This window comes from Bradyrhizobium sp. C-145 (assembly GCF_023375135.1).
GTDB lineage: Bacteria > Pseudomonadota > Alphaproteobacteria > Rhizobiales > Xanthobacteraceae > Bradyrhizobium > Bradyrhizobium zhanjiangense.
Genome location: NZ_CP088150.1, coordinates 6,860,672 through 6,886,756, shown reverse-complemented (window position 1 = coordinate 6,886,756; position 26,085 = coordinate 6,860,672). Strand labels below are relative to the sequence as shown.

The following is a 26,085-nucleotide window of genomic DNA, read 5'->3' as shown; positions in this document are numbered from 1 at the left end:
GGGCCAATGAGTGATTTGCCTGATGTGCTGCCGAGTGATCCAGCCGAGTTGCGTGCCTTTGCCGCGGCTCTGCTGGAGCGCTGCGCCAAACTCGAGCGGTTGCTCAAGCTTGCAAAAGATGCGCAGTTCGGTCGATCCTCGGAAAAGCTTGACGCTGATCAGCTGCAGCTTGTTCTGGAGGATATCGATCCAGGCCGTCGCGGCTCTCGAAGCAGCCGAGGATCGTGCCAATCCCAAAACATGCGAGAAGAGAGCTGCCGAGCGCAGGGCCAATCGCGGTCAGTTGCCGGAGCATTTGCCACGCATCGTTGAAACACTGATGCCGGCTGCAACCTGCTGCCCGTCCTGCAAAGGCGATCTCGTTGAGATTGGTCACGATGAGAGCCAGAGGCTGGACGTCGTACCGGCGCAGTATCGCGTAATCGTCACCCGCCGGCCCAAACTGGCCTGCCGCGCCTGCCAGGGCGTCGTTCTCCAGCAGGCCGCGCCCGAGCGACTGATCAGGGGTGGATTGCCTACCGAGCGGCTCGTCGCGCAGGTGATCGACGCCAAGTATCATTGGCATTTGCCTCTCTACCGCCAGGCGCAGATGCTGGCGACCCACGGAATTGCCATTGATCGTTCCACGCTCGCCTTCTGGGTCGGCTATGCTGCCCAGGAGCTGAAGCCCTTGTGGCGCCGTCTGCGCGAGGTTTTGCTCGCCTCCGCAAAGCTTTGTGTCGATGAGACCCCGGCGCCGGTATTGGATCCGGGGCGCGGCAGGACCAAAACCGGCTACTTCTGGGCGCTCTCGCGCGATGACCGACCCTGGGCCGGACCTGACCCACCTGGCGTGGTTTACGCCTATGCACCGGGCCGCGGCGCCGTTCATGGCTTGAGGCTGCTCGAGGGGTACCGCGGCATTCATTGCGATGGCTATGAGGCTTACAAGACCATGACCCGTGAGACGCGTGCGGACGCCCTGTCCGGCACGCTCGCCTTCTGCTGGTCGCATCTACGGCGCCAGTTTGTGAAGATCGAGCGCGAGGCTTCGCCGGCGCCGGCTCCGGTTGCCCGCGAGGCCCTCGCGCGCATCGCCCAGCTCTACGCGGTCGAGAAAGCCCTCCGCGGCCGATCTGATACCGAGCGTCGCGCGGGCCGACAAGCGCATGCCCGGCCTCTGGCTGCAGCCTTGAAGCAGTGGTTTGAGGCGAAGCTTGATCACCTTGCGCAGAAGAGCGACACGGCGAAGGCTTTGCGTTATGCGCTGCGTCATTGGGACGGCCTGACGCTCTACCTTGATGACGGGCGTATCGAGATGGACACGAATGCGGTCGAGCGTGCGATGCGGCCGATCAAGCTCAATGCCAAGAACGCCCTGTTCGCCGGTTGCGACGAGGGTGCCGAGAATTGGGCATTGCTGGCTTCGCTCATTGAAACCTGCCTATGCCGCGCTCGGTATAGGGCGGTTTATGCCGCCCGCCGAACTATGCCGAACGAGTCCGGTATGGCACGTCGGTCGCGCCAGATCGGAGAAGCTCGGTAGCGAGACTGTGTCGGAAGATATGGGCGCCGCGGTGTGCGCAACGTTCGATTCCAACGCGATCGAGGGCGGCCTTGGCGATCATGGTGATCGCACATCCGGAAGCAAACCCGATGTGCGGCGCGAGTGTGCGGACGAACAACCGTCGGCACGACGACTTTGGGCGGCCACTGCGCAGATATGCAACGATGGCCGCGCCAACGTCTGGCGGTATCGGCATCCGTGCACGCTGTCGGCCCTTGGCGCGAACAAGTATCTCGCTGGCTCGCCAGTCGATATCATCGAGCGTGAGCGTCGCGACCTCGTCGGCCCGCAGGCCGAGCTTGGCCAGCAACAACAGAATGGCGTAGTCGCGCCGTCCCATCACCGTCTTTCGGTCGCAACCGTCGAGAGCCTTCCGCACCTGTGCGGCAGGCAGATAGGTCGGCAGCGTTGCGAGCTTCCATCGCCGCATCGATGGAACGCAATCCGCCAACGGGCGCGCGTTCAGCCCCCGATGGTGGAGGTAACGGAGAAAGGCGCGCAACGACCAGCACATCGCCTTGCCTGTTCCCGGGCTCCAATCCCGGGCGTGGCGCTCAATGTAGCGGATCACGTCCTCTTGGTTGATCTTGCACAGGGCGGCGGCGCCGCCGGAGCACACCTCGTGCAGAAACCTGCGGATGACCGGGAGATGGCGTACGATGGACCTCGGGGCCAAGCCGCGCTCTGATCGCAGGTAGGCATCGAACTCCTTGAAGATCCGTTCGTGCGGGGTGAGAGGCGGTAGCACCAACGGCGCGATCGCGCCTTCCTCGCGCAGCATCGACAACCATCGCTTGAGCGCTGCCCGGTCACCGGGTTGTATAGATTACCTCCCGCCTCGATGTCGGAGGTACTGCTCAACGACCTGCTCATCGAGATCAATCAGCTTATAGCGACGGCCCGCGATCCAACTCAGGAGCCCGCCAACTACGTTGAGGCAGCGCCACGCGCCATGCCGAACGAGCCTCTCTTCGACGAGACGAACGGCGTAGCACTCGACGAGCCGTCCGCGCGGCTCGCTTCTGAGACGCCGGTACAGCCGGCTTCTGCCCAAGTACTCTTCAACTTCCATCTTCCTGTTCTCCGCTGTTGACAGCGGAGGCACAGAACGAACTATGCCGAACCGACCAAACGCCGGTCAGCCAGAAATCTGGGGAAAACGACCCGACTCGGCATAGTTCGGCGGGCGGCATAACCGTGCAAGCTCAATGGCGTCAGCGCCGAGCACTGGCTCTCTGAAGTCCTCGCAAAGCTCGTCAATGGCTGGCCTGCGGCACGACTGGACGAACTGCTTCCCTGGGCGTCGACCTACACGATGCATGCGCACGATCCGAGGCTGGCACCATGAGCCTGAACACGACCGCCGTCCGGATCAGGGTAACCCTCAAGGACGTGAAGCCGGAGGTGATGCGTTGCCTTGTCGTACCCGTCACCCTGCGCCTTTGATCGGCTGCATCTGACGCTTCAGGCGGCGTTTGGCTGGACGAACAGCCACCTCTTCGAGTTCCTGGCTGGCGAAGCGCGTTGGGGCATCCCTGATCCCGACGGTGATTTTGGCCCCCAGCCGATCGATGCCCGCAAGGCGCGGCTCTCCGATATCGTTCAAGAGACAGGCGCCAAGACGATCCATTATCTCTATGACTTCGGCGACAGCTGGGACCATGTGATCAAACTCGAAAAATGGTTCGACAACACGACGATAGAGGGACTTCCCCTCCTGCTCGAGGCCGCCGGTCGTTGTCCTCCGGAGGACGTCGGCGGTGCGCCAGGCTATGCCGACTACCTCGACGCCATCGGCGACCCTACTCATCCAGAACATGAAAATATGCGCCTCTGGGGGCCCGAACAGTTCGAAGGTGCGCAAGAAGGCGCGCCGCAACATCGGCGCACTCCCAAAGCACCTGCCGCGCCGCGAGCAGGTGCAGGAGCCGGAGGCGACGGCCTGCCCGTGCTGCTAGGATCAGCTGCACAAGATCGGTGAGGACGTCAGCGAGGTGCTCGGCATCATCCCGGCGATCTTGCGGGTGCTGCGCACGATCCGTCCCAAATACGGCTGCCGCAGCCGCACCGAATGGCGCCGTCCAGGTGAAGGCGTTGCCGCGCCTGATCCGAGAGCGGCATAGCCTCGACCGCGCTCGTGACTCGCGTGGTGGTCTCGAAGTTCGCCTGGTATTTGCCGCTGTACCGGCAGGTGCAGATTCTGGCCGGCCAGGGCGTCCATCTCGACAGGGGGACGCTTGCCGGCTGGGTAAAGCGTGCAGCCTGGTGGCTCAAGAGCCTCTATGAGCTCCAGCTGCGCACAATTCAGGCCTCGCCGCGCGTGTTCTGCGACGAGACCCCGATGCCCGTGCTCGATCCCGGACGACATCGCACCCGCATCTGCCAGTTCTGGGCGCATGCTATGGATGACCGGCCATGGGGTGGCCCTTCGCCGCCGGCGGTCGCCTACGTCTTCGCCGACGGCCGCGGCAGCGGGGAGATCGCCGGATCATTGACGGTTTTTTCCGGCGTTCTGCAGGCGGATGGTTAGGCCGCCTACAAGGCGCTCGCCCGCGACCATGGTGGCGCGATCCAGCTTGCTTTTTGTCTCGCCCATGCCCGACGCAAATTCGTCGAGGTCTACAAGATGATGCAGTCGCCATTTGCGCGCGAGGTGATCGAACGCCTGCAGGCAGTCTATGCTATCGAGGCGGAGATCCGCGGCAGCAGCGCCGAGCAGCGGCTGGCCGCCCGCCGCACCAGGAGCGCACCGTTGATGGCAGCGCTCAAGGCGCGACTGACTGCCATGGTCGACCAGCTCTTCTCGCAGTCGAAGCTGACGGAGGCGATCAACTACACGCTCAATCACTGAACGGGTTGACGCTGTTTCTCCGCGACGGCCGCGTCGAGGTCGACAGCAATACGGTCGAGCGTTCCATGCGCCCGATTGCCATGGGGAGACACAACTCATTGTTCAGCGGTAGCGACGGCGGTGCTGAGAGCTCGGCAATCCTGGCGTCGCTCGTGAACACGGCAAAACTCCATGAGCTCGATCCGCAGGCCTATCTGAACGACGTGCTGGAACGCATCATCTCAGGGCGAACAAAGAGCCATCAGCTGCACGAGCTGCTTGCCTGGAATTGGAAGGCGGCCCGCGAGCGCGTCGTACAAGCTGCCGCATGAGCCCACGTCGCCATAAAATCGGCGATGGCCGCCGCCGCGATGCCGCTTGCGGAACTCGAGCGATGGCTCCAAGCTCGCTTCGATCAGCATCCTGCCGCCACCAGTCGCCCATGCTCGACGGCTACGTCGCCTCGATCGTGGCTGGACCAGTGTCGATGAGCCCACTCGACTGGATCTGCCCGCTGCTCGCCATCGATGCCGATGCTTTCAACCACGGCGGCACTCCTGAGTTCGCGGCGATCTCCGCCGTGGCACTGCGTCATAACGAGATCAGCCAGACCCTTTCGACCACGCCTCGCCAGTTTGCGCCGATGCACCGGCGTGAAGCCAATGGCGATATCGATGCGCGTCCCTGGTGCCAAGGCTTCTACGCCGCGATGCGGCTCAGGCTGTCGGCGTGGGCGCCGTTGCTGGACGCCAGCAATGTCAATCACGGCCTGCTGCTGCCCATCCTGCCCACACTGTCGCGACGATCACGGCCGTCCGCTGCTCGGGCCGCCACGCGAGACCATGAACTTTCTGCGTAATGCCTACGCCGATATCCCAGCGGCCGTCGAGGCCTTGCGCCAATATTGGATGCCGATCCGCTACCCACGCGCCCGCTGATCACAGCGGACGTGGGAGCTCATACCGGTTACGGACGAAGCTCTTCAAATTTCCGAAATTTATGAGGCATTCCTGCCGTATTGCCGCCGAATTTGAAGAAAGTCTGCATGAGTAATTTATAAGGTTCACTGTCCTGTGAGCACGGCACGCGAGTGCGCCAACAGCGAGGTTGAAGCGCTTTATCGTTGAGCGACTGGGTGGGTCGGGCGACTAAGAGGGACATGCAGAATATGTTGCTCGAAGTAGGTGAGCAGTTGGTGAAAGCCGATCAGCGCGGTCACGCAGACGATTTGTCGCAATTCGAGCATGTGCGTCGCAAGCATATCGGCCGCTATTTCAGCGCTGCCGTGGTTCTCGCGATGGCGTTGTGGATCGTTCGGGCATTCGCTCATGGGCAGATCGAATGGTCTGTCGGCTGGCAATACCTCACGGCGCGGACGGTCCTGTTTGGACTCGGCAACACCGTCCTGCTGGCCGTGCTGGCAATGCTGCTCGGGATCGTGCTGGGCGTAATCGTTGCGATCATGCGGTTTTCGGCCAGTCCGATAATCAATTGGGCGGCGCTGGCTTACGTGTGGCTATTCCGCGGCGTTCCTTCATTGCTGCAGCTGCTCTTGTGGTTCAACCTTGCCCTGGTGTTTCCAACTATTGGGATTCCAGGCTTGTTCGAGTGGCGCACGGTCGATGTGATGACACCATTTTTTGCGGCATTGCTCGGACTGGGGATCAATCAGGGGGCATATACATCGGAAGTGGTGCGTGCCGGTCTGCTGTCGGTCGATGACGGGCAATATGAGGCAGCTAGCGCAATTGGCATGCACCGTCTTCAGGCGTTGCGCCGAATAATCCTGCCTCAAGCCATGCGGGTCATCCTGCCGCCGATCGGCAACGAATTTATCGGCATGGTGAAGTGGACGTCGCTGGCGAGCGTCATCCAGTTTTCCGAGGTGATGTATGCGTCAGAGAGCATCTACTACGTCAACAACAGGGTCATTGAGCTGCTTTTTGTCGCGGCCTTCTGGTACCTGATCGTCGTCACGGTGCTGTCTTTCCTGCAGGGGCGCGTGGAGCAGTATTTTGCCCGTGGGGCGGGACGTGCTTCTCAGTCGCGCTAACCGGGGCAAAGAGATGAAACCCATCCTAAAAGCCATTGACGTGCGCAAGTCCTATGGCTCGTTCGAGGCGCTTAAAGGCATCGACCTGGAGATTAACCGCGGCGAGGTTCTGTGCCTGATCGGGCCATCGGGATCGGGGAAGAGCACGTTCCTGCGCTGCATCAATCAGCTGGAGATCATCAATGGCGGAGCCTTGTGGATCAACGGGGAGTTGGTCGGCTACCGTCGCGTAGGCCAAAAGCTATACGAACTCTCGGAGCGCGAGATCGCGCGGCAGCGACTTGCGACGGGCATGGTCTTTCAGCGGTTCAACCTGTTTCCGCATAAGACGGCCCTTCAGAACGTTGTCGAGGGCCCGACCCAAGTGCTCAAAGTCGAACGCAGGCAAGCCGAAGCGGCGGGTCGTGAACTGCTCGATCGCGTCGGCCTCGCGCAGAAATGTGACGCATACCCGATTGAGCTCTCCGGCGGACAACAACAGCGTGTGGCAATCGCCCGCGCGCTCGCGATGAAGCCGGCGCTGATGCTGTTTGATGAGCCCACTTCTGCACTGGATCCCGAACTGGTCGGCGAGGTGCTCGCCGTAATGCGCGATCTCGCGCGCTCGGGCATGACCATGGTCGTCGTTACACACGAACTCGGCTTCGCGCGCGAAGTCGCAAACCGCGTCCTGTTCATGGATCATGGCCTCGTCGTCGAAAGTGGACCTCCCGAGCAGATCCTGGGCAGCCCGACGCATGCCCGCACTCGAGAGTTCATCTCTGCAGTGCTGAGTTGACCGAGCGCAGTGACGTCGTTCGAATGACGAAAGGGGATCCAAATGTCGAGGAAAATCAACCTTCTTTGCGTGCTGAGTGGACTTCCTCTGGCAGCAACCCTTGTCATCGGCACAGTACACGCGCATGATGTGAACAAAGTCATCAATGCGGCGCACATTAGTACTTACTATCCACCGTTAGAATTTAAGGATCCCAAATCGGGCGAGCTGGTGGGATTCGCCATCGACCTCTTCGAAGCTATGGCCAAAAAAGTGGGCGCTAAAGTCAACTGGAGTGGCTCCAGCTTCGCCGAGCTAACTAGCTTTGCTCCCCTAAAAACCGGACGCGTAGATATCTACGCGTCGGGGGCGATGACGGATACACCCGAGAGGCGCGAGAACGGTGTGAGTTTCCTTGACTTCGTTTACGAACCTTACTTCTTTTTTACGCTTAAGGCGAACGCGGAACAATTTAAGAGCCCAGACGGCTTGTGCGGAAAACGCGTGGCCACGACCCGCAGTAGCACAATGACGACTGGTTTGGTCAATAAATGGAGCGAGGAGACTTGTGCCAAAGCTGGTAAGCCTGCCGTGGTTCAGGTTGGCGCCACGGGCTCAGCAGAAGAAGAATTGATGTTGAAGCAGGGACGTGTCGACGCCGCTGTTGCTGGCGTAGGTCCAATATCACATGCAAATCAGCTCGAGGGTAACACATACATCACGCTTGGAAGGCCCCTGAACAAGAACATGTATGGCATGGCGTTCTTGAATGAGAAAAAGGAGCTCGGAGAAACGCTTAAAAAGGCGCTGGACGAGCTGATCGCCGATGGCACTTATTTCAAGCTGTTACAAAAATGGGGGCTGCCTGTGGATGACAGCTCGATCGGACCAACATCGTCTATCAACGCGGGCCCCACCCTTCCGAAATAAGCGAACTTCTTAGCTCACGAAGAATGATGATGGACACCGCTTCCGTTAGAGCCGAGGCGGTCGCTTGGACAGATTTCCTTTCGCAGTACACTGCGATCGCTCCAAACACTCCCGCTCCTGGGCGTTTGTTCGCCGTACTGAATATGCGTTATCCACCACGATTATAATCGTGTCGTGTTGCCATTGTTTGCTTCTCTGAGCAGCCTCATCGTCGATCGATCACAAGGCGTACTGTCTTGCTGATCTATCCGCTGGTCGCAAGCCAACGGACAAACCAGTCGACCGCCTTACCATTCTCGATCAATACGCGGGTTGGGCTTTCGTTACGATCTTGAGATTTCTTCTACTCTGCGTGGCGTAGAATTCCGGACTTCTGGCGGACTTTCTACAGCTTACGCTACCGGCGAATTATTGTGTCCGGCGGTGCTTATGGTTCGCCGCAACTCTTGCTGCTATCGGGCATTGGTCCTGGCCAGCATCTGCAGGATATGGGGATCCCTGTCGCTCACAATTTGTCGGGCGTTGGCTCCAATCTGCAGGAACACTTCGGTACGTCCTGCGCATGGCGGATCAATCGCCCGTTATCCATGAACGTACTCAAACACAGTATCCCACATCAGCTGGTCGCCGGATTGAAATACATGCTCTTTCGCGCTGGACCGCTAATTGGCACTGGCTTCTATGCTGGCGCTTTCGTGCGCAGTGCCCCGCGGCTAGACCGCCCTGACCTGCAGCTAGTCATGACTTCCCCAGCACTCTCGGCCGATGGCCGAAAGAAATTGTGTCGCATCCGTTTCCAACATTCTCGATCGCCACGATACATCTGCGTCCCGAATGTCGCGGCACGGTGCGGCTAAAAAGCCCCGATCCGCTGGCTCAAGCGGAAATCCGTTTCAACTTCGTTCGGGGCCAATATGACAATCAGGCGATCCTCGCGAGCATTCGGATTGCACGCAAAATCGTCAACCAGGCTGCTTTGAAAGATCTTATTATCGATGAGATCGTGCCAGGCGCCGCAATAAGCAACGAGGAGCAACTGGTCGACGACGTACGCGGTCGCGGCAGGGCGATCCTACATCCAGTGGGCAGCTGCGCCATGGGGCGCGGGACGAACGCTGTCGTCGATCCCCGGTTGCGCATGCACGGCATCATTGGATTGCGAGTGGTGGACGCATCAATCATGCCCTCGAACGTCGCCGGCAATACAAACGCACCGACGATCATGATTGCCGAAAAGGCATCCGACATGATTTTGGCTGAAAGCAACAGCCTCAGCACGCACGGCAACCTGACTTTAGCGCGAAATCTAGAGCCCTGGGCTCGAATTGAATGGGAGACGAGGGAACGAAGCCGCTGGTGGCGTCTGAACAGAGATGGTGACCGCCCCTCCTCTCAGAGAGGATGGAGGGTTCAGAGCCCAACCCATCAGACAGGAGGTTTTTCGGAGCTATGCGGGATTTTGGGTGACGAGGTGATCAGGCGGCGTGGTTTGTCGGCACTTGGATGACCTCGATGCCGTCGTTGAATCTGACACCCGCGATAACCTTCGGCAACTGATTTGTGCCTTTGAGCCGCCGCCAGGTCTTCGATGCGGCGATGACGAGCTTGAACACCATCAGCTTGGCGGTGGTCGGCGACAACGAACCCTTGGTGCGCACCGTCCGGTGCCGCACGGTGGCGAACACGCTCTCGATGGGATTGCTGGTGCGCAGGTGATCCCAATGCTCGGCAGGAAAGTCGTAGAAGGCCAGCAGCGCATCGCGATCCTTCAGACATTCGACCGCGCGACCGTATTTGGCGCGGTATTTCTCGGCAAAGACGCCGATCGCCGCTTCGGCGGACGCCCGGTTCGGCGCCCAATAGACCTCGCGCAAATCCTTCTTCATGGTGGCCTGCACCGAGAGCGGGACCTTGTCCAGGACATTCACGGTCTTGTGCACCCAGCATCGCTGGTGCCGCGTGCCGGGAAAGACCTCGTCGAGCGCCTTCCAGAAGCCGAGCGCGCCGTCGCCGACGGCAATTTCCGGCGCGATCTGCAACCCGCGCTGCTTGACGTCGATCAGGAGCTCGCGCCAGCTCTGCGCGCTCTCCCGCACGCCGACCTAAAAGCCGATCAGTTCCTTCTTGCCTTCCGGCGTCGCGCCGATCAGCACCAGCATGCACTCGCCGTGGTCTTCCATGCGGGCCTGCAGGAAGACGCCATCGGCCCACACGTACACGTATCGGCGCGCCGACAGATCGCGCCTCTGCCAGCGCTCGTACTCGCCTTGCCACTCCGCCGTCAGCCGGGAAATCACCGCGGGCGACAGGTTCGGCGCGTCCTTGCCCAGCAAGGCCGTCAGCGCGTCCTTGCCCAGCAAGGCCGTCAGCGCCTCCTGGAAATCGCCGGTCGAGATGCCGCGCAGGTATAGCACCGGCAACAGCGCATCCAGACTTCTGGTCCGCCGTGCCCACAACGGCAGGATCGCCGAGCTGAACCGGATCCGCTCGCCCTCGCTGGACGCCCCGCGGTCGCGAACCTTCGCCCGCGCCACCTCGACCGGGCCGATGCCGGTCTGGATCATTCGCGCCGGGCCGTAACCATGCCGCACGACACGGGCGCGTCCGTCGGCAAGCTTCAAATCCTTCACCGTGGCAAGAAAGGTCTCGACTTCCACCTCGACAGCCTGTGCCAGAAGCAGCCGCGCACCGGCGCGCAGGACATTGGTCAGTGGATCATCGATCTCGTCGGGCTGACGAAGCGGCACAATATTGCTAGTCTCGTTCATGGCGTATCGCTCTCCTTGAGAGGTTCTGGCAGGCTCGACACCCGCCTCGATACGCCGCCTATCTCAGTCCGTCATCCCCCACTTTCCCGCATAGCTCTGATTTACTCGCAGAGCTTCACATTCGGCGGCCTTAACGGATGAGGCCTTCACGCCTCTTTCCTTGATGACAGGAGATAAATCAAATGCTTCCAAAGGACTGGAAGAAAAGTCGAAAAATGTACAGCGGGAAGATCGATGAGATCATCTACGCGCGACTTGAGCCGGGTGAGGACCTTCTTCAAGCCCTCTGGGACATCTGCGAACAGAAAGATGTCAAGACCGGAATCCTTCTGGATGCGACCGGCTCGATGCAAAGGGTCAAGGTGATGCGATATCCGCATGAGCCGGTAAAAGGCGCGCGGGGCATTGACTACGTCGACATCCAGGGGCCGCTTGAGGTAAGCGCACGGCATCATCGGGATGGGGTGGGTGCCCGACAAGGCGCTGAAACCGGAGCCGGTGCACTTACGGGGCGGCGCCACTGGCTTCGGTGCCGGAGGCTTCGTGGGACACGGGGATCCCTACTTCCACGTTCATATCACGGTGTCGAGCTCCTCGCAGACGGTTTGCGGGCACCTTATGGAGGGCTCACCGATTGACGAAATAGTCTACAACGGGCGGAACGATCTTCCCTCGCACTTCTCGGTCGCGATCGCAAAAGTTTCGGGAGTCATCTTGAGGGCAACCGTCGAGGAAAACGCCTATTACCACGACATCGTCCCAGCATAGCATGTGCGCCACAGTCAGGAGGTACGCACCGCCACCGGGGGAGGCTCCTAAGGCATGTCCATGACGATGACTGAGAAGCTTCTCGCAAGAGCTTCCGGAAAAGACGCGGTCTCGGTCGGCGATGTGGTGACGGCAAAGATTGATGTCATCTCGATCAGCGACGGATTTCGTGACGATTGGCTGATCGAGAACAATCTCAAGGCATGGGATCCAGAGCGGGTAGTCTTCTCGTTCGATCATTTCACCCCTCGATCGACGGGGGCGGTCTTGAAATGGTGGGGCGATGTGGAGCAATCGAGGGAGTTTGCACACAAGCTAGGTGTACCCAGCGAGAACGTCTACGACGTCGGTAGGCATGGCCTGTCGCACCAGGTACCGGCCGAGGAGGGGTGGGTTCTGCCGGGCTCGTTCTATCTGGCTGGGTCAACGATGGGGACGCTGAATTGCTTCGCCATGACAGGAATCTTCTCGACGTGGCCGGCATTGGCGACAGGTGAGATGTGGATAGTCGTGCCGGAATCCGTCCGGATCAATCTGACGGGAGAGATACCCAAAGGGATTCTCGGAAAGGAGATCTACTTCCGCTTGCTTCAAGACCCTCAGGGTCGGGCTGACAACCGTGTGATCAAGTTTGGTGGGCCGGGGTTGCAGTTTGACGTGCGCATGGGCGTGGCGAACGGCTCGAACCACATCGACTACCTGAAGTCCAGAGCAAGGGAACCGTTCGAAACGGTAACGGCGGACCGGGGTGCCAGGTACGTTGCCACCTGCGAGTACGATTGTCCACGTTCGAACCATTGGTCTCCGGGTCTGGGGACATCACCAAGAGCCAGCCCCTCGGTGAGGTGAGGGGGACGACGGTTCAGGCGGCGTACATAGGGTCGTGCTCAGGTGGAAGGATAGAAGTTCTCAAGCTCGCGGCGGAGGTCTTGGATGGCCGCAAGATTTCGCCTGATGTACGGCTTGTCGTGACACCGATCTCGTCGAGCGTTTGGCGGGAGGCCGCCGAGAACGGCGTGCTGCAAACAATCGTGCGCGCCGGCGCGACCGTGACATCACCGGGGTGCGGAGCGTGCGATGCCGGGAATATGTCGCCGCTGCGGTTGGCCGATGGAGAGACTTGTATCACGGCTTCTGTTGAGAACTATTCCGGGCGGATGGGAAGCGCCAAGGCGAACATCTATGCCGCGAACGCAGCAGTCGTGGCCGCATCGGCGCTGACGGGAGAGATCACTGACCCGAGGGGATATTTCCGATGAACACGCTGACGCTCAAAGGCAAAATCTGGAAATTCGGCGATCACGTCAGCGTCTATTACTTCTTTCCCGCGAAGTACGAGCTGCTAGGTATCGCCGAACAGCCGGCAGAACTCGCCAAGCATTTCCTTGAAGAGGTCGACCCGCACCTGGTGCGACAAGTCACGCGTGGCGATGTCCTCTCGCCGGAAAGGGCTTCGGGCAAGGCAAGCATCACTTCTATTACATCGATGCATTCCGCAGCCTGGGGTTGCGCCGGCTTTGTCGCCGAGATTTTCACCCGCAGTTCCAGCGCGAGTGCATCGACCGAGGGATTCCCGCGATCGCGTACCAGGACTTTCCATCGAAGGTGGAGTCGGGGGATCTTCTGGAACTGGATCTTAGGACAGGAAAGGGGGACGTCCTGAACAAGGGGCTGGCGATTAGCGCGGGCCCGGCCCCGGAAGTCTTCCTGTCGATTTTGGTGGCTGGAGGTTTGAAGCCCTACACCCTAGAGAAGCTTGCCACACGAAGCAGAAGCTAGCCGGGCAGTCCCAACTCAGGGCTCGGTTTGACCGTGGACTATTGACTCGGCCTCCATGGTCACTTTCGCCGGCGCGGGTTCACCGCCTTGGACAGGCGAAGGACAGCACGTGAAAGCATCGCTGTTGCTATCCGCTATCACGTTGCAGGTTGGCCAGTTCATCTGAGTCAAGAGAGAGCTTCGCGATGTCGAACATTGTAGCGGGCGAGCTACTCGGAGATCTATCCGACGAAAGAGGGCCACCTCTATCTGCAAACCGCCACGCCGGCATTCTGGAAGAACCTTTATGAACATCTCGGTTTTCCGCAGCTGGCGGAAGACCCGCGCTTGGACACTCTCACTGCGCGCCTCTCAACCAGAGTTGATGGGCATCGCCCTCGGCATGAAGGACGCGGGCTCGGGCGAGATCGAATTCATGTCCGACTTCAACACGCCCAACCCGAAATTCAATTCGAGATGATCGCTTTCAGACGATTCAGAAGGAGTAAGAGATAATGGCAATCAACAAATCCCAGGCTGAGGAAGCAGACAAAAGCATAAGCTTAGACTTGGCCAGCCACTACGCCAGCCTGGACTATGAACGGATTCCCGACGACGTGCGGCAAGAGGGCAAGCGCCTGCTTCTCGACACGTTGGGCTGCATGATTGCAGCTGCCAAGACAAATGAAGGGAATTTGATTTCCCAACTCGCCGCCGACTTGGGGCGGGTTTTCGATCCGACGGCGCCGATTTCCTCGGTCGCGACTACGAGATGGGCCGTCTCGGCAATCTGTTAGATCTTGAGGAGTGCTACGCTTGGTTACATTTCGGTGCCGCCACCGTGGCCAGCGCAATGGCAATGGCGCGTTGGCGGCGCTTGTCGGGCAAAGAACTCATCACAGCGCTGGTGGTAGGCTACGAACTCGGCGGCCAGGTTAGTCTCGCGATCGGTCCTCATACTAAGCTGACCAACGGCCAGCCGGAAAAAGGCAGGTCAGATGTCTTTGGCGACGATGCACCGGTAGTATTCGCCGCCGTTGGCGCGGCTGCCCGCGCCTTGAACCTATCCAGGGACCAGACGAACCAAGCCTATAACCTCGCAGCCCTGTACACGCCGCTCCCGACCGTTCAGAAATGTGCTACACAAGAAGACCTGCCCAACACGAAATATGCCAAGTTTGGCTGGTGTCCCCTGGCCGGCGTCTTCAGCGCTGTTTCCGCCATGCGCGGAAATACGTCGGATCTCACGATACTCGATGGCGAGAAGCACGGGCTGCTCGCCATCGTGCAAGCCCTGGACACCAATCCGCAGCGCTTCCTGGCCCGCTTGGGTAGCCGCTGGCACCTGCGTAGCATCGGATACAAACGCTGGCCCGCTTGCTTCTGGTTTCACTCCCCGCTGAAGGCGCTGGAGATTCTGATCGCCAAGCACGGCATTGACGCTGACGACGTATCTGAGGTGGTGCTCGAAGTTGGTTCCCACATTTTATGGGACGGCGGGGTCCAGAAGAAGAGAGGCGGCTTCTTGAACAAACAGCCGCGGAACCTCGTCAGCCTGACGCTCAGCCTTGCCCACAGCGTGGCGATGCTGCTGATGAAGGTTCCGCCACAGGAATGGCTGAACGAGGAGTTCGCGCAAACCTCGGCGGTGCAAGCGCTGCGCGAGCGCGTCCGGTTCACGGAGAGCAAGACCAAATGGTTTTATCCGGATGTGTTCGACGATGCCGACTTTACGCATGTCCTAAATGCTGGCGTCAATGTCATCACCGGCAAGGGCACGTTCCGCGAGGAGATTGACTGGTTCTGGGATGATTCCCATCACCCCAAAGGCCGTATTTACGATTGCCAGATCGAAGCGAAATTCCGCAGTTGGGTCGTCGCGGACGATGCTGATCGTATCGTCTCCCTCGTTAACGACTTAGAGCGTCTGGACGATGTCAGCGGTCTGTTCGATGCACTTTATACAGCCATAGGGAATGTAAGATGAGTCGTCGCGACTTATTTACGAAAACCCGATGTCAAGCGCTTGCGTGTCAAAGCGGCTTTACGTTGCCAATGGCCTCCATTTGCAGGCTGGTAATTCATCTTGCGAATGCCTGGCGCAAAGGCGAAGAATGGCACGACGTAATCCCAGGCTGCTCCGATCGACGGATAGCGCTTGCCCCACTCGGTCTCGAACTCCTTGAGGAGGACAAGCGCAACATCGGCGTCGTCGCCCGCTAGATCGCCTTGATCGCGGGCAGGACCGTCTTGCGGTCCTTCCGCGGAAGGCCAAGCTGTTCCTGATCAGGTGCACGATGCCGGTCTGCACATGGTCTGCGGGAAAACCGACGTGTTGGCCTTTGGAAAGCCGTTGATGCCGTAGACTACGGCAATCCCGCGCACCTTTGAGCTTATTGACGACCTTGAGCCAGAATTTGGCCCCTTCGGTCTGCTTGATTCAGAGCCCGAACACATCCTTCTCGCCGTCCGCAATGAGCGCGAGGTCCTGTACAAAGGGCCGACGCCGTGCCGACGGTCATCTCGACCACACCGCCGCCTCATTGTTCTGGCTGCCTTCCGCACAGGCCAGAACGATCCGGGCCCTCAAATCCCTGAGGAACTCGCTGTCCGGATCGTCATGGACAACTACGCCACCCACAAGACGCCCAAGATCAAAGCGTCGCTCGCTCGCGGGCCGCACTATCATCTTCACTTCACGCCGGCTTCCGCCTTATGGATCAACGAGGTCGAGCGCTGGTTCGCTGAGCTCACCCGGAGTAAGCGTAGCTCTGCGGCCCCTTTGGTTGACGCTTAACGTCTATTTGAGCCGCGTGGCGCGACGCCGCGGCTTCCGAATTCCGGACAATGGGTGACGGCGACTTCGAGCGTCTTCCGGTCGACGACGGTCGGGATCGAACCGTTCGGGTCCCCAGAGGCGTATATTTTCATGTTCTGAATGAGTAGGGTCGCGGTAGTCGGCATAGCCTGGCGCACCGCCGACGTCCTCCGGAGGACAACGACCGAGGGCCTCGAGCAGGAGGGGAAGTCCCTCTATCGTCGTGGTGTCGAACCATTTTTCGAGTTTGATCACATCGTCCCAGCTGCCGCCGAAGTCATAGAGATAGTGGATCGTCTTGGCGCCTGTCTCAAGCCGCGCCTTGCGGCATCGATCGGTTGTCACAGTCGGGATCAGGGGTGCCCCAACGCCCTTCGCCAGCTAGAGCATTTCCTTGCTTAATTGAATCGGAGGGATTCCGGTTTTTGGCGGATTGTGATTCAAGATGCTGGCTGGAGTGGAGGCCAGCATCGCATGATCCGACCTCTTTCCCTGGATCTTCGCGCGCGTGTGGTGGCGTCAGTTTTGGCGGGCGAGAGTTGCCGATCTGTGGCGGAGCGGTTTGGTTTTGCGGTCTCGTCAGTGGTGAAGTGGTCACAGCGGCAGCGGGCGACTGGCTCGGCTGCGCCTGGCAAGATGGGCGGTCATCGTAAGCCCGTGCTTGATCCCCACCGCGCCTTCATTGTCGAGTGGATCACTCAGATGCCGGACCTGACGCTGCATGGTCTGAATACTGGAGGGTTCAAATAGGTCCCGCGTCGCAGATCTCGCCGCAAGTCCAGCGCGGGACCTATTTGAAGCTGGATTGAACGAAGCCGCGTCTTGTGAGCGAGGACCTATGGGGGCTCGATCTAGGCGCCGGTGGGCGCAGCTGGCCCGATGCTGAGTCCGCGGGCCGGTGAGGTCGCAGATTGTCGCTGATGTTGGCAGCAGAGGATGCCGCCGTCGATAGCGTCGAACGGCGCGTCCAGCATGTGTGGCCGACTATGGCCCGTTCGCCGCGCGTTCTGAGCGTGCTTGATCGTTCCGACGGAGAACGTCGGCATGGCGATGCCTGCAGTGGGAGCGAACAAGTCGAGGTAGTCGGTCATGATGTATCGCAGCGAGGTGCTGCGCGTCGCGGCGTTGGCGCACGCGGCACAGGCCCAATCTCGACCATGCGGCCTCCGCAGATGGGGCACAAGTCAAGGCGGTGACCAATGAGGATGGCGCAGCGCTCACGATAGTCGACAGCTTCGGCAGGCGGAGGTGGTTGCGGCGCCTTTAGCGCCGCTCGGATGCGCGCGAGTTTGGCGACGCGGCAGGCGTTCGCCAGGAAGCCAAAATGGCGGATGCGGGGGAACCCCTTCGGCAATACGTGGAGCAGAAAGCGACGGATGAACTCGTCAGTCTCGAGCGTCATCACTTTGGATTTGTTGCCGGCGCGATAATCCTTCCACCGGAAGCGGACGTGGCCCTGCTCACAGGTGATGAGCCGGCCGTTGGCGATCGCAACGCGATGGGTGTAGCGCCCGAGATACGCCAGAACCTGTTCTGGTCCGCCGAAGGGACGCTTGGCGTAGACGACCCACTCGACCTTGCGGAGGGCGTTTAGATGGCGGGCGAATGCAGCCGCTTCGCTCAGGTGGTCGAGGTGGCCGAAGAACTGGAGCTTGGTGCTATCGAACGCCGCCTGGAGGCGCTCCAGGAATAGCCGACGATACAATCGTGACAGGACGCGAACGGGAAGGAAGAAGCCGGGGCGGCAGCCAACCCAGCTTCCATCGGGGGCAATCCCGCCGCCCGGCACGAGGCAATGGGCATGCGGATGATGCGTCAGGGTCTGCCCCCAGGTGTGGAGAATGGCGATCATCCCAGTCTCGGCACCGAGATGCTTCGGGTCGGCGCTGATGAGACGGATCGTCTCGGCCGCCGTCTTGAGCAGGATGTCGTAGACCACCGCCTTATTCTGCAGCGCGATAGCGGCTACTGGCGCCGGCACGGTGAAGACAACATGGAAATAGGGGACCGGCAGCAGATCGGCTTGGCGATCGGCGAGCCATTGGGCGCGCGCGAGGCCTTGGCACTTTGGACAGTGCCGATCGCGACAGCTGTTGTACGCGACGCGAACCAGGCCGCAGTCGTCGCACCGCTCGACATGGCCGCCGAGCGTCGCTGTGCGGCACGCCTCGATGGCTGCCATCACACGGCGCTGGTCGGATGTGAGCCGAGAGCCCTGCGCGGTACGGAACGCAGCGCCGTGGCGGCGGAAGATGTCCGCCACCTCAAGCACGGGGCGCATATGCGCGGCTTAGTGGGGTGGGATCACCGTGATGGAGAGCCCATCGAATGGGCTGGTCGTGCGAGCGAGCAGATTGGTCGCAACCTGCGCGTAGCGGGCGGTCGATCCGAGGTCGGCATGTCCGAGCAAGACCTGAATGATGCGGATGTCGATCCCGCTTTCCAGGAGATGAGTCGCAAAGGAGTGCCGGAGCGTGTGGACAGTGATCGGCTTGGCAATCCGAGCGCGTCGGCGGGCGGCGCGGCAGGCCGCCTGGACGCAGCGGACGCTGACATGTTCGCTTGGGTCTTGGCCTGGAAATAGCCACAGCCCCGGCCGTGTTCGCGTCCAGTACGCACGCAGAATATCCAGCAGCCGAGGAGAAAGCATCGCGTAACGATCTCTGCCGCCCTTGCCGTTCTCGATGTGGATCAACATTCGCTTGCTGTCGATCGAGCTCACCTTCAGGCGTACGACCTCGCTAACCCGTAAGCCAGCCGCATAAGCCGTCGCCAGCACGACGCGGTTGCGCACCCCTGTAACCGCGTCCAGAAAGCGCTCGATCTCTTCGGCACTAAGCACGAGGGGGAGCTTGTCGGGCTTCTGGCCGCCGATGATCCGCTCGAATGCCTCCGTCTGCCCGAGTGTGATGCCGTAGAAGAACCGCAGCGCGCAGGCCACCTGATTGATGTGGGACCACGAACGCTTTTGGCCGATGAGGTGCAGTTGGTAGGCACGGACCTGCTCGAAACTCAACCGGTCCGGGGCGTCGCCGAAATGGCGGCTAAACTTTGCGATCGCATAGATATAGGATTGCTGAGTCGACGGCGACAGATTGCGGACCGTCATGTCCTCGATCATACGCTGCCGAAGAGGGCTCATCGTAGCCATCTGGGTCTCCTGTCTTGAGAGGGGTGGTGCGAAGACCAACATCCTCTCAGACAGGACACCTCAGTACAGCAGGCTTGCCTCCACTCCCGCGTAGCGGGTTCGTTCAATGCGGATTCCGCTCGATGTCGCCCAGCATTCCGAGATGATCTCGCCCACCTTTCCGATTTGAAGTCGTCCACCCATTCTGAGATGATGTCGCCCACCATTCCGGGATGATGTCGCCCGGGTGACGAGGCCTCTTCTGGCTCCCTTAGGGTCCCCCTTTCGGCTTTGCGAAGGGGGACCCTGGATGCCGACGGAGAGGCTTGCGATGCGCCGTGTGCGCGATGTGATCAGGATGAAGGCGGCTGGGCTGCCGAGCCGTAAGATTGCTCGGCGGCTGGGCGCGGCGCCCTCGACAGTGCGGCTGACCATCCGGCGGTTCGAGGCCGCAGGCCTGAGCAGGCCGTTGCCCGACGAACACGGACGCGGCCCTGGAGGCCCGCCCGTTCGCCAAGACCGGCAACGGTAACCGGCAGGGTCATCGCCGCATCGTCGAGCCCGACTGGGCGGCGGTGCACCGCGAGCTCAAGCGCAAGCACGTGACGCTGTCGATCCTGTGGGAGAAATATATCGCCGCCGAGCCCGGCGGATACCGGTACTCGCGCTTCTGTGAGCTCTACCGCCTGGGAGGGCCGTCTGTCGGTAACGATGCGCCAGGCCCATTTGGCTGGCGGCAAGCTGTTCGTCGACTATGCCGGCGATGGCGTGCCGGTGGTGGTCGACCGCCTCACCGGCGAGCGGAGGACGGCGCAGATCTTCATCGCCGTGCTCGGCGCCTCGAGCTTCACCTACGCGCAGGTGACGTGGACGCAGGGGCTCGCCGACTGGATCAGTGCCCATGTTGGCGCCTTCGCGGCGATCGGCGGCGCCCCCGGCGCTGCTGGTGCCCGACAACACGAAGGTCGCGGTCATCAAGGCGAGCCTGTACGACCCGCAGATCAATCGTATCTATGCGGAGATGGCGGCGCATTACGGCACTGCTATCTTGCCGGCGCGCCCGCGCAAGCCGCGCGACTGGTGCATTCCCGGCATAACGAACTGCCAATCGGCCCTGGCCACCTTGACGACACTGGTGCCACCATCGGGCCGGTGCCGTATGCGCGTTCGGCCATACGCAAAAGCCCCGGCGTAGCGCGGATTGTGGAGCACCTGCAGAACGCGCGCATGGTGCGGCGCTTGAGCAGGCCGTCCTCATCATCGAGCGCTGGCTGCTCGGCCGCCTGCGCCACTGCATCTTCTACAGCCTTGCTGAGGTCAACGCAGCGATCGGCGAGTTGCTCACAAGGCTCAACAGGGAGCGCCAATCCGACGGCTCGGCGTGACGCGCCGCCGGCTGCTCGAGGAGGTCGACCGGCCGGCGCTCAAGCCGTTGCCGGCAAGCCCCTATGTCCTCGCGGAGTGGCGGATCCGCCGCGTCAGCCTCGACTACCATGTCGAGGTGGAGAAGCATTATTACAGCGTTCCGCATCGCTTCGCGCGTGCCGAGGTCGAGGTGCGGTTCACCGCCCCACCGTCGAGATCTTCCACAAGGCGAGCGGATTGCCGCGCATCAGCGCATGAGCGGCCATCACAAGCACACCACCGTGTGCCGGAGCACATGGCCTCAAGCCATCGCCGCTACGCCGGCTGGACCATCGCGCGGATCCGTCAGGACGCCGCCGCGATCGGCCCGGCAACCAGCGCATTGTGCGACCTCATTCTCGACGAGCGCTCGCTCCCCGAACAAGGCTTCCGTGCCTGCCTCGGCATCCCCAGCCTCGCCGCCTCCTATGGGCGCGAACGGCTGGACGCGGCGGCTGCGCGGGCGATCGATATCGGCGCGCGCACCTATGGCTCGGTCAAGTCGATCCTCGCCAACAATCTCGATCGGCGTCCTGCTCACCAGCGCTCCGCGGACGATGCACCGATCCTGCATGCCAACATCCGCGGACCGCGCTACTACAATTAAGAGACCATCCCTTGCTCACCCATCCGACCCTCGACCGCCTCAACGCCGTCGGCCTCCACGCATGGCCAAGGGCTTCGCCGACATCGAAGCTGCCGGTGAGGCTGGCAGCCTCGGTCACGCCGAATGGCTTGCTCTGCTGCTCGAACGTGAAGCCTCGCTGCGGCACGACAAACGGCTCGCCACTCGCCTGCGCTACGCCAAGCTGCGCCAGCAGGCGTGCGTCGAGGACATTGACTACCGCACCACGCGCGGCCTCGACCGCCCACTGTTTGCCAAGCTTGTCGAGGGACGCTGGATCGACGACCATGCTAACCTGCTGATCTGCGGCCCGGCCGGCGTCGGCAAGAGCTGGCTCGCCTCGGCGCTCGGCCACAAGGCCTGCCGTGACAATCGCTCCGTGCTCTATCAACGTGTTCCGCGGCTGTTCGATGACCTCGCTCTCGCGCGCGGCGACGGCCGCCATCCACGCCTATTGCGCGGCCTCGGCCGTGTCGACCTGCTGATCCTCGATGATTGGGGGCTCGAGCCGCTCGATGCCGGCGCCCGTCACGACCTCCTGGAAATCCTCGAAGATCGCTACGGTCATCGCTCCACCATCGTTACCAGCCAGCTCCCGTGGACCAGTGGCATCTGCTCATTGGAGATCCCACCTATGCCGACGCCGTGCTCGATCGCCTCGTCCACAATGCCTATCGGCTCGATCTCACCGGTGAGAGCCTGCGCCGAACTCGGCAATCCGCCCGAAAGGCCTGAGCCGTGACGCTGTGGACATGCCGCTGCGCTTGGACAACGCAATCGCGTTGCCCACATGCCCACAGCAACCGCAACAGAAACACAAGGGGTTCAAGCCGCGATTCCAAGTTGACCGCGCGGCTCGCCCAATGCCACAGAACGTACCGGCCAGAACGCCTCGCCGGGCGAGATCAAATCGGAAAGGTGGGCGACATCGTCTCGGAATCCCCGAGCGACTTCATATCGGTCCACCCGGACGACTTCGTCGGAATCCGCAGTCTGAAGGCAGAACTGGCAGCCCGCGGGGTCAAGGTCTCGCACAACACGGTCTGGCTGTTCCTGCGCCGGGAAGGGCTGCGGTTCAAAAAAACACTGTTCGCCCTCGAACAAGCACGCGCCAACGTCTCTCGTAGGCGACGGCGTTGGCAATCCTGGCAAGCTGGACTTGATCCGAACCGGCTCGTTGTAGCGCGTCGATCTGGATGGGAAGCGTATTGCCTCATGTATTGATGCTCCCGGGTGCGATCGGTTGCCTCATTTATTTTGCTCCTGGCTTGGGTTGAGGAGGAGGCCGGGTGCGGAGATGGCCGGGGTTTCGGAGCGCCCGGCCTCCTCCGCTGGCACCCCGCATGTCATTGGGATGTTGTGGCCTCATACCCTGGCGGCATTTTCTCGCTAGGAGCGAACAGCAGCGCGTTCGCTCGCTCGCTGCGCCAGGATTTCAGCCGACGTTGAAGCGTTCGAAGAAGCTTGTTCGGATAGGCTCCAGGATATTCCTCCTGCAAGCGCGAGAGCAGTTCGCTGCCAGTCCGCCAAGGCTCGGTTTCAAACCATTTTCGCAAATCTGGCGTTGCTCGGATGAGCGGGTCGGGACGACGTCGGCCTCTCTTCGCCTTCACGAGTGGCCGATCCGTCGGTCGCATGGCTCCGTCCTTCCAGGCCGTGCGCAGGCTTGCCAGGAAGCGATCGATCGATTGCGATGCCGCAGCAGGATGGCCGATTGGTTGGGTGTCCGCGAGGGCCGCGAGGCACTCCTGCACGCCGCGGATGTCGCGCAACAACGCGACTGGATCGAGAGCGGCATAGATTTCTTGGAGATGATGGCGGACAGCGTCAGGCGTGCGGGCGTCCGCTGCCAGGCGCTGGTGAGGTGTTGCCGGCGCGCTGTATGTCTTGCGTACACGAGCACCGTCGCGCTGCTTGGCTAACAGTTTGAACGAGGGTTGGAAGAAGTTTACTAACAGCCGCGCTGATCGATAGAGTCCGGCCAGCAGCTCGGCCGCTTCCAGGCCTTCGAACCTGCGATAGCCGACCATCCTGCGCACGACCGCGCCGTTCTTCTGCTCGACGAACGCCTGGTCATTCTTCCGGTAGGGACGGCAACGCGTGAAGACGATGTTGGCCGCCTCACAGTAGGCTTTCAGCGTCTCGTTCATCAACACGGTATCATTGTCGGTATCGAGGCCGAGCAGCGCAAAAGGCAAATGTTTGCGCAATTCCGTCAGTACCGTGCTCAACAGCGTCTGTTCGCGCACGATCAGAGGAGCGCACTCTGTCCAGCCGGTAGCAATGTCCGTGAGCACGAGGGTCTGGATGAAGCTGCCGCGCGCAGATGGACCGCTATGCGCTACAAGGTCAGCCTCGACGAACCTCGGCGCCGGATCGTTCCAATCTGCCGACGTCCGTATTGGAACACTGCGACGCAGGGAATGCGCTGCGTGCCGCCGGCGCCTGCGTCCTAATTTTTCTCGGATCCGCACCAACGCGCGATCGATCGTCGCAGCGCTCATCGCCAAGAGCTTGGCGCGGATCTCGGGGGAAAGGTCGAGGTGGCCGTGCCGTTCCATTGCCTCAATCAGCGCTGGCATCAACGCTTTCAGTCGCTTCCCGCAGATCCGGTCTGACGCTTCCCAAAGCAGCACGAGCGCGTTGTGTTCCGCCTCATTATAGATCCGACGTCGCGCCCGTCGGCCTGCGCTTACGTCTTCCTGGCCTCGAAGTAGACGCATCGCATGTTTGCGATGGAATCCGGTGATGTCGACGAACTCGTCTAATATCCGCGCCTTCTTCGCACGATCCGAACGCCGATAGCGCGCGCCCGCCGCCGTCGTCAGTTCCTTCCGCGTTGCCATGCTCAGCCACCCCATCTGCGCCCCCGCTCGTTCCCGATCCAGGGGAGCAATTTACGTGAGGCAACGGCTCAGCATCCGGTAACAATTAAGGCGAGGCAATGCGTCTTCCATCCTGATCGCCGCGCGACAGGCTCGTCTTCATCGATGAGACTTGGATCAAGACCAACATGGCCCCTTTGCGGGGCTGGGGGCCCAAAAGCGCACCCCTGCGCGGCTTCGCCCCGCACGGTCACTGGCGCACCCTCACATTCCTCGGCGCGCTCCGCCATAACCAACTCACTGCACCCTCCGTCTTCGATGGTCCGATCAACAGCGAATGCTTCTGCGCTTATGTGAAGCACCTTCTCCTGCCAACCCTGCGCGAACGCGACATCGTCATCCTCGACAATCTCGGAAGCCACAAGTCGAAAGCTGTCAGGCAAATGATCAAGGCTGCTGGCGCCAGGCTCTGGTACCTGCCACCATACTCGCCCGACCTCAACCCGATCGAACAGGCATTCTCTAAGATCAAACACTGGATGCGGCAAGCTCAGAAGCGCACCATCGAGGACACTTGGCGCCGCATCGGTCACCTCATCCAGGACATCCAGCCTCGCGAGCGCGCCAACTAACTTCGCCAACGCAGATTATGCTTCCGTCAAAATGTGAAACGCTCTAGGAACTCGAGGAGGTGGCTGTTCGTCCAGCCAAACGCCGCCTGAAGCGACAGATCCGGCCGATCAAGGCGCAGGGTGATGGGTACGACAAGGCAACGCATTGCCTCCGGCTTCTCTTCCTGGAGGGTTACCCTGATCCGGACGGCGTTCGCGTTCAGGCTCATGCTGCCAGCCTAGGATCGTGCGCACGCATCGTGTAGGTCGACGCCGTTCCGCGCTCGCCTTCTGGGTCGACCGTGCTGCCAAGGAGCTGAAGCCCTTGTGGCGGCGTCTGCGCGAGGATTTGCTCGCCTCCGCAAAGCTTGGTGTCGATGACACCCCGGCGCCAGTGTTGGATCCGCGGCGTGGCAGGACCAAAACCGGCTACTTCTGGGCGCTCTCGTGCGATGACCAGCCTTGGGCCGGACCTGACCCTACCTGGGGTGATCTATGCCTATGCACTGGGTCGCGGCGCCGTCCATGGCTTGAGGCTGCTCGACGGCTACCGTGGCATCATCCATTGCGATGACTATAAGGCTTACAAGACCATGACACGAGAGACGCGTGCGGTCGCCCTGTCCGGTACGCTCCCGATCAATGGCAATTTCGTGGGTCGCCAGCATCTGCGCCTGGCGATAGAGAGGCAAATGCCAACGATACTTGGCATATCGAGCCTACGCCGAACCTTGACCAGAGTGCGTTAGACGAGCTCAGCGGGCGAGCGTGTGGCCCCGAGTACCGCGAGAGCTATCTCGCGGCCCTCGATGCGCCGGGTGATACGATATCGACATCATAATCTGCCGCGCATGCAGGAAAGGACGGCCGACCAAGACGATCTGGACGCGGAGGGTAGCGCCTGTATCACGTCAGTGCCGCCGCGGATCAGGCCATCGAGCATCACTGTCATGCAGTGGTCGGCGTTCGCCGCTATCTCGCGCCGGGGCGAGTAGGGTCTTCTACAAACGTATTAATAGAGGTGGGGTTTCAACTCTGGGCTTGTTGGGCTCGAAGGACCGGCGCTTTTCCGCAGATCGTGCAGGAATTCATGCCCAATCAAGCCAAATTTGCAGAAATTCAGTTCCTGACTCCTCTAGGCTACCAGCCTTGTAAACCCGTCGATCGGTGGGGCGGGGTCAAGTCCCCTTTATCAATCACCGAAAGGGATAGGCGCCTATGCTCACTGTCGCTGAAGTCGGGTACCACCATGATTGTCGTGA

General features: G+C 61.0%; 21 protein-coding genes and 13 pseudogenes. 24 read left to right on the top strand and 10 right to left on the bottom strand.

Annotated features, from left to right (window positions below):
* Window positions 1–6: 6 nt before the first annotated feature.
* A pseudogene (locus LRP30_RS32480) lies at window positions 7–1,423 on the top strand (IS66 family transposase); the annotation flags it as partial.
* A 43-nt stretch (window positions 1,424–1,466) separates the two neighbouring features.
* On the opposite strand, the gene LRP30_RS32475 reads toward LRP30_RS32480, so the two are convergent.
* Entirely contained in the window at window positions 1,467–2,327 is an 861-nt protein-coding gene (locus tag LRP30_RS32475; RefSeq protein WP_249757420.1) for a tyrosine-type recombinase/integrase, read from the bottom strand.
* Between the two features lie 60 nt (window positions 2,328–2,387).
* Here LRP30_RS32475 and LRP30_RS32470 point away from each other — a divergent pair, with 60 nt between their 5' ends.
* The 8 genes and pseudogenes from LRP30_RS32470 (at window position 2,388) to LRP30_RS32425 (ending at window position 9,623) form a co-directional block, all read left to right on the top strand.
* A complete protein-coding gene (locus LRP30_RS32470) occupies window positions 2,388–2,639 on the top strand; it encodes a hypothetical protein (RefSeq protein WP_249757393.1) in 252 nt (83 codons plus the stop codon).
* Window positions 2,640–2,963: 324 nt separating this feature from the next.
* A pseudogene (locus LRP30_RS32465) lies at window positions 2,964–3,341 on the top strand (plasmid pRiA4b ORF-3 family protein); the annotation flags it as partial.
* 70 nt (window positions 3,342–3,411) lie between these two features.
* Window positions 3,412–4,708, top strand: a pseudogene (locus LRP30_RS45305) (IS66 family transposase); the annotation flags it as partial.
* 110 nt (window positions 4,709–4,818) lie between these two features.
* Window positions 4,819–5,235: a UPF0149 family protein gene (locus LRP30_RS32445; protein ID WP_249757417.1), complete on the top strand. Its 417-nt coding sequence runs from the start codon at window positions 4,819–4,821 to the stop codon at window positions 5,233–5,235.
* A gap of 309 nt (window positions 5,236–5,544) precedes the next feature.
* The gene (locus LRP30_RS32440; protein WP_249761881.1) at window positions 5,545–6,429 is read left to right on the top strand and encodes an amino acid ABC transporter permease; all 885 of its coding nucleotides are present in this window, start codon (window positions 5,545–5,547) and stop codon (window positions 6,427–6,429) included.
* A gap of 13 nt (window positions 6,430–6,442) precedes the next feature.
* The gene (locus LRP30_RS32435) at window positions 6,443–7,207 is read left to right on the top strand and encodes an amino acid ABC transporter ATP-binding protein (RefSeq protein ID WP_249757416.1); all 765 of its coding nucleotides are present in this window, start codon (window positions 6,443–6,445) and stop codon (window positions 7,205–7,207) included.
* Between the two features lie 42 nt (window positions 7,208–7,249).
* Entirely contained in the window at window positions 7,250–8,116 is an 867-nt protein-coding gene (locus tag LRP30_RS32430; RefSeq protein WP_249757415.1) for a transporter substrate-binding domain-containing protein, read from the top strand.
* Window positions 8,117–8,897: 781 nt separating this feature from the next.
* Window positions 8,898–9,623 (top strand): GMC oxidoreductase, encoded by a 726-nt coding sequence (locus tag LRP30_RS32425; protein WP_249757414.1) that lies wholly within the window; start codon window positions 8,898–8,900, stop codon window positions 9,621–9,623.
* On the opposite strand, the pseudogene LRP30_RS32420 reads toward LRP30_RS32425, so the two are convergent.
* Window positions 9,592–10,884, bottom strand: a pseudogene (locus LRP30_RS32420) (IS256 family transposase). The gene LRP30_RS32425 and the pseudogene LRP30_RS32420 sit on opposite strands and share 32 nt — an antisense overlap.
* 468 nt (window positions 10,885–11,352) lie before the next feature.
* Between LRP30_RS32420 and LRP30_RS32415 the strand changes: the two are divergent.
* The 7 genes from LRP30_RS32415 to LRP30_RS45085 all read left to right on the top strand — a co-directional run bounded on the left by LRP30_RS32415 (window position 11,353) and on the right by LRP30_RS45085 (window position 15,397).
* Window positions 11,353–11,652, top strand: a complete 300-nt coding sequence (locus LRP30_RS32415; protein WP_249757398.1) for a hypothetical protein — start codon at window positions 11,353–11,355, stop codon at window positions 11,650–11,652.
* Window positions 11,653–11,706: 54 nt separating this feature from the next.
* Window positions 11,707–12,501, top strand: a complete 795-nt coding sequence (locus LRP30_RS32410) for an aconitase family protein (protein ID WP_249757413.1) — start codon at window positions 11,707–11,709, stop codon at window positions 12,499–12,501.
* Entirely contained in the window at window positions 12,498–12,911 is a 414-nt protein-coding gene (locus LRP30_RS32405; protein WP_249761880.1) for an aconitase family protein, read from the top strand. The genes LRP30_RS32410 and LRP30_RS32405 overlap by 4 nt, the downstream gene beginning before the upstream one ends.
* On the top strand, window positions 12,908–13,315 hold the full coding sequence (locus LRP30_RS32400; protein ID WP_249757412.1) for a hypothetical protein: 408 nt from the start codon (window positions 12,908–12,910) through the stop codon (window positions 13,313–13,315). Before LRP30_RS32405 ends, LRP30_RS32400 begins: the two co-directional genes overlap by 4 nt.
* Window positions 13,316–13,717: 402 nt before the next feature.
* Window positions 13,718–13,891, top strand: a complete 174-nt coding sequence (locus LRP30_RS32395; RefSeq protein ID WP_249757411.1) for a hypothetical protein — start codon at window positions 13,718–13,720, stop codon at window positions 13,889–13,891.
* Between the two features lie 34 nt (window positions 13,892–13,925).
* Window positions 13,926–14,207, top strand: a complete 282-nt coding sequence (locus LRP30_RS45090; RefSeq protein ID WP_256477634.1) for an MmgE/PrpD family protein — start codon at window positions 13,926–13,928, stop codon at window positions 14,205–14,207.
* Window positions 14,183–15,397, top strand: coding sequence for an MmgE/PrpD family protein (locus LRP30_RS45085; RefSeq protein ID WP_256477633.1), 1,215 nt, complete (start codon window positions 14,183–14,185; stop codon window positions 15,395–15,397). Before LRP30_RS45090 ends, LRP30_RS45085 begins: the two co-directional genes overlap by 25 nt.
* 89 nt (window positions 15,398–15,486) lie before the next feature.
* Here LRP30_RS45085 and LRP30_RS32380 read toward each other — a convergent pair.
* Window positions 15,487–15,895: pseudogene (locus tag LRP30_RS32380) on the bottom strand (transposase); the annotation flags it as partial.
* 102 nt (window positions 15,896–15,997) lie between these two features.
* Between LRP30_RS32380 and LRP30_RS32375 the strand changes: the two are divergent.
* Window positions 15,998–16,168, top strand: a pseudogene (locus tag LRP30_RS32375) (transposase); the annotation flags it as partial.
* Between the two features lie 42 nt (window positions 16,169–16,210).
* Here LRP30_RS32375 and LRP30_RS32370 read toward each other — a convergent pair.
* A complete protein-coding gene (locus LRP30_RS32370; RefSeq protein WP_249761878.1) occupies window positions 16,211–16,483 on the bottom strand; it encodes a plasmid pRiA4b ORF-3 family protein in 273 nt (90 codons plus the stop codon).
* A gap of 219 nt (window positions 16,484–16,702) precedes the next feature.
* Between LRP30_RS32370 and LRP30_RS32365 the strand changes: the two are divergent.
* A pseudogene (locus LRP30_RS32365) lies at window positions 16,703–16,957 on the top strand (helix-turn-helix domain-containing protein); the annotation flags it as partial.
* A gap of 122 nt (window positions 16,958–17,079) precedes the next feature.
* Here the strand turns inward: LRP30_RS32365 and LRP30_RS32360 are convergent.
* Genes LRP30_RS32360 through LRP30_RS32350 form a run of 3 tightly spaced genes read right to left on the bottom strand, consistent with a single transcriptional unit; the run spans window position 17,080 to window position 19,379 of the window.
* Window positions 17,080–17,319, bottom strand: coding sequence for a hypothetical protein (locus LRP30_RS32360; RefSeq protein WP_249757263.1), 240 nt, complete (start codon window positions 17,317–17,319; stop codon window positions 17,080–17,082).
* Complete coding sequence (locus LRP30_RS32355) at window positions 17,316–18,509, bottom strand: IS91 family transposase (protein ID WP_249757262.1); 1,194 nt, start codon at window positions 18,507–18,509, stop codon at window positions 17,316–17,318. Before LRP30_RS32355 ends, LRP30_RS32360 begins: the two co-directional genes overlap by 4 nt.
* Before the next feature lie 9 nt (window positions 18,510–18,518).
* Complete coding sequence (locus LRP30_RS32350) at window positions 18,519–19,379, bottom strand: site-specific integrase (RefSeq protein ID WP_249757261.1); 861 nt, start codon at window positions 19,377–19,379, stop codon at window positions 18,519–18,521.
* Between the two features lie 310 nt (window positions 19,380–19,689).
* On the opposite strand from LRP30_RS32350, the pseudogene istA reads away from it, so the two are divergent.
* Window positions 19,690–20,436 (top strand): annotated as a pseudogene (gene istA / locus LRP30_RS32345) (IS21 family transposase); the annotation flags it as partial.
* Here the strand turns inward: istA and LRP30_RS32340 are convergent.
* Complete coding sequence (locus LRP30_RS32340; protein WP_249757410.1) at window positions 20,391–20,570, bottom strand: recombinase family protein; 180 nt, start codon at window positions 20,568–20,570, stop codon at window positions 20,391–20,393. The pseudogene istA and the gene LRP30_RS32340 overlap by 46 nt on opposite strands.
* 20 nt (window positions 20,571–20,590) lie before the next feature.
* On the opposite strand from LRP30_RS32340, the pseudogene LRP30_RS32335 reads away from it, so the two are divergent.
* The 3 pseudogenes from LRP30_RS32335 to LRP30_RS32325 all read left to right on the top strand — a co-directional run.
* Window positions 20,591–21,369, top strand: a pseudogene (locus LRP30_RS32335) (IS21 family transposase); the annotation flags it as partial.
* Between the two features lie 11 nt (window positions 21,370–21,380).
* A pseudogene (gene istB / locus LRP30_RS32330) lies at window positions 21,381–22,122 on the top strand (IS21-like element helper ATPase IstB).
* A 258-nt stretch (window positions 22,123–22,380) separates the two neighbouring features.
* A pseudogene (locus LRP30_RS32325) lies at window positions 22,381–22,566 on the top strand (IS630 family transposase); the annotation flags it as partial.
* A 167-nt stretch (window positions 22,567–22,733) separates the two neighbouring features.
* On the opposite strand, the gene LRP30_RS32320 reads toward LRP30_RS32325, so the two are convergent.
* Window positions 22,734–24,248, bottom strand: a complete 1,515-nt coding sequence (locus LRP30_RS32320; protein ID WP_249757409.1) for an ISNCY family transposase — start codon at window positions 24,246–24,248, stop codon at window positions 22,734–22,736.
* 113 nt (window positions 24,249–24,361) lie between these two features.
* Between LRP30_RS32320 and LRP30_RS32315 the strand changes: the two are divergent.
* Window positions 24,362–24,881, top strand: a pseudogene (locus LRP30_RS32315) (IS630 family transposase); the annotation flags it as partial.
* Here the strand turns inward: LRP30_RS32315 and LRP30_RS32310 are convergent.
* The gene (locus tag LRP30_RS32310; RefSeq protein ID WP_249757408.1) at window positions 24,871–25,053 is read right to left on the bottom strand and encodes a plasmid pRiA4b ORF-3 family protein; all 183 of its coding nucleotides are present in this window, start codon (window positions 25,051–25,053) and stop codon (window positions 24,871–24,873) included. The pseudogene LRP30_RS32315 and the gene LRP30_RS32310 sit on opposite strands and share 11 nt — an antisense overlap.
* 5 nt (window positions 25,054–25,058) lie before the next feature.
* Here LRP30_RS32310 and LRP30_RS32305 point away from each other — a divergent pair.
* A pseudogene (locus LRP30_RS32305) lies at window positions 25,059–25,515 on the top strand (transposase); the annotation flags it as partial.
* Between the last annotated feature and the right edge of the window lie 570 nt (window positions 25,516–26,085).

Bases quoted from the DNA above. Each gene is read 5' to 3' on its own strand.
- LRP30_RS32475 (WP_249757420.1), bottom strand. From the start codon at position 2,327: ATGCTGCGCGAGGAAGGCGCGATCGCGCCGTTGGTGCTACCGCCTCTC.
- LRP30_RS32470 (WP_249757393.1), top strand. From the start codon at position 2,388: ATGTCGGAGGTACTGCTCAACGACCTGCTCATCGAGATCAATCAGCTT.
- LRP30_RS32445 (WP_249757417.1), top strand. From the start codon at position 4,819: ATGCTCGACGGCTACGTCGCCTCGATCGTGGCTGGACCAGTGTCGATG.
- LRP30_RS32440 (WP_249761881.1), top strand. From the start codon at position 5,545: ATGTTGCTCGAAGTAGGTGAGCAGTTGGTGAAAGCCGATCAGCGCGGT.
- LRP30_RS32435 (WP_249757416.1), top strand. From the start codon at position 6,443: ATGAAACCCATCCTAAAAGCCATTGACGTGCGCAAGTCCTATGGCTCG.
- LRP30_RS32430 (WP_249757415.1), top strand. From the start codon at position 7,250: ATGTCGAGGAAAATCAACCTTCTTTGCGTGCTGAGTGGACTTCCTCTG.
- LRP30_RS32410 (WP_249757413.1), top strand. From the start codon at position 11,707: ATGTCCATGACGATGACTGAGAAGCTTCTCGCAAGAGCTTCCGGAAAA.
- LRP30_RS32400 (WP_249757412.1), top strand. From the start codon at position 12,908: ATGAACACGCTGACGCTCAAAGGCAAAATCTGGAAATTCGGCGATCAC.
- LRP30_RS32395 (WP_249757411.1), top strand. From the start codon at position 13,718: ATGAACATCTCGGTTTTCCGCAGCTGGCGGAAGACCCGCGCTTGGACA.
- LRP30_RS45090 (WP_256477634.1), top strand. From the start codon at position 13,926: ATGGCAATCAACAAATCCCAGGCTGAGGAAGCAGACAAAAGCATAAGC.
- LRP30_RS45085 (WP_256477633.1), top strand. From the start codon at position 14,183: ATGGGCCGTCTCGGCAATCTGTTAGATCTTGAGGAGTGCTACGCTTGG.
- LRP30_RS32360 (WP_249757263.1), bottom strand. From the start codon at position 17,319: ATGACCGACTACCTCGACTTGTTCGCTCCCACTGCAGGCATCGCCATG.
- LRP30_RS32355 (WP_249757262.1), bottom strand. From the start codon at position 18,509: ATGCGCCCCGTGCTTGAGGTGGCGGACATCTTCCGCCGCCACGGCGCT.
- LRP30_RS32350 (WP_249757261.1), bottom strand. From the start codon at position 19,379: ATGGCTACGATGAGCCCTCTTCGGCAGCGTATGATCGAGGACATGACG.
- LRP30_RS32320 (WP_249757409.1), bottom strand. From the start codon at position 24,248: ATGGGGTGGCTGAGCATGGCAACGCGGAAGGAACTGACGACGGCGGCG.
- LRP30_RS32310 (WP_249757408.1), bottom strand. From the start codon at position 25,053: ATGAGCCTGAACGCGAACGCCGTCCGGATCAGGGTAACCCTCCAGGAA.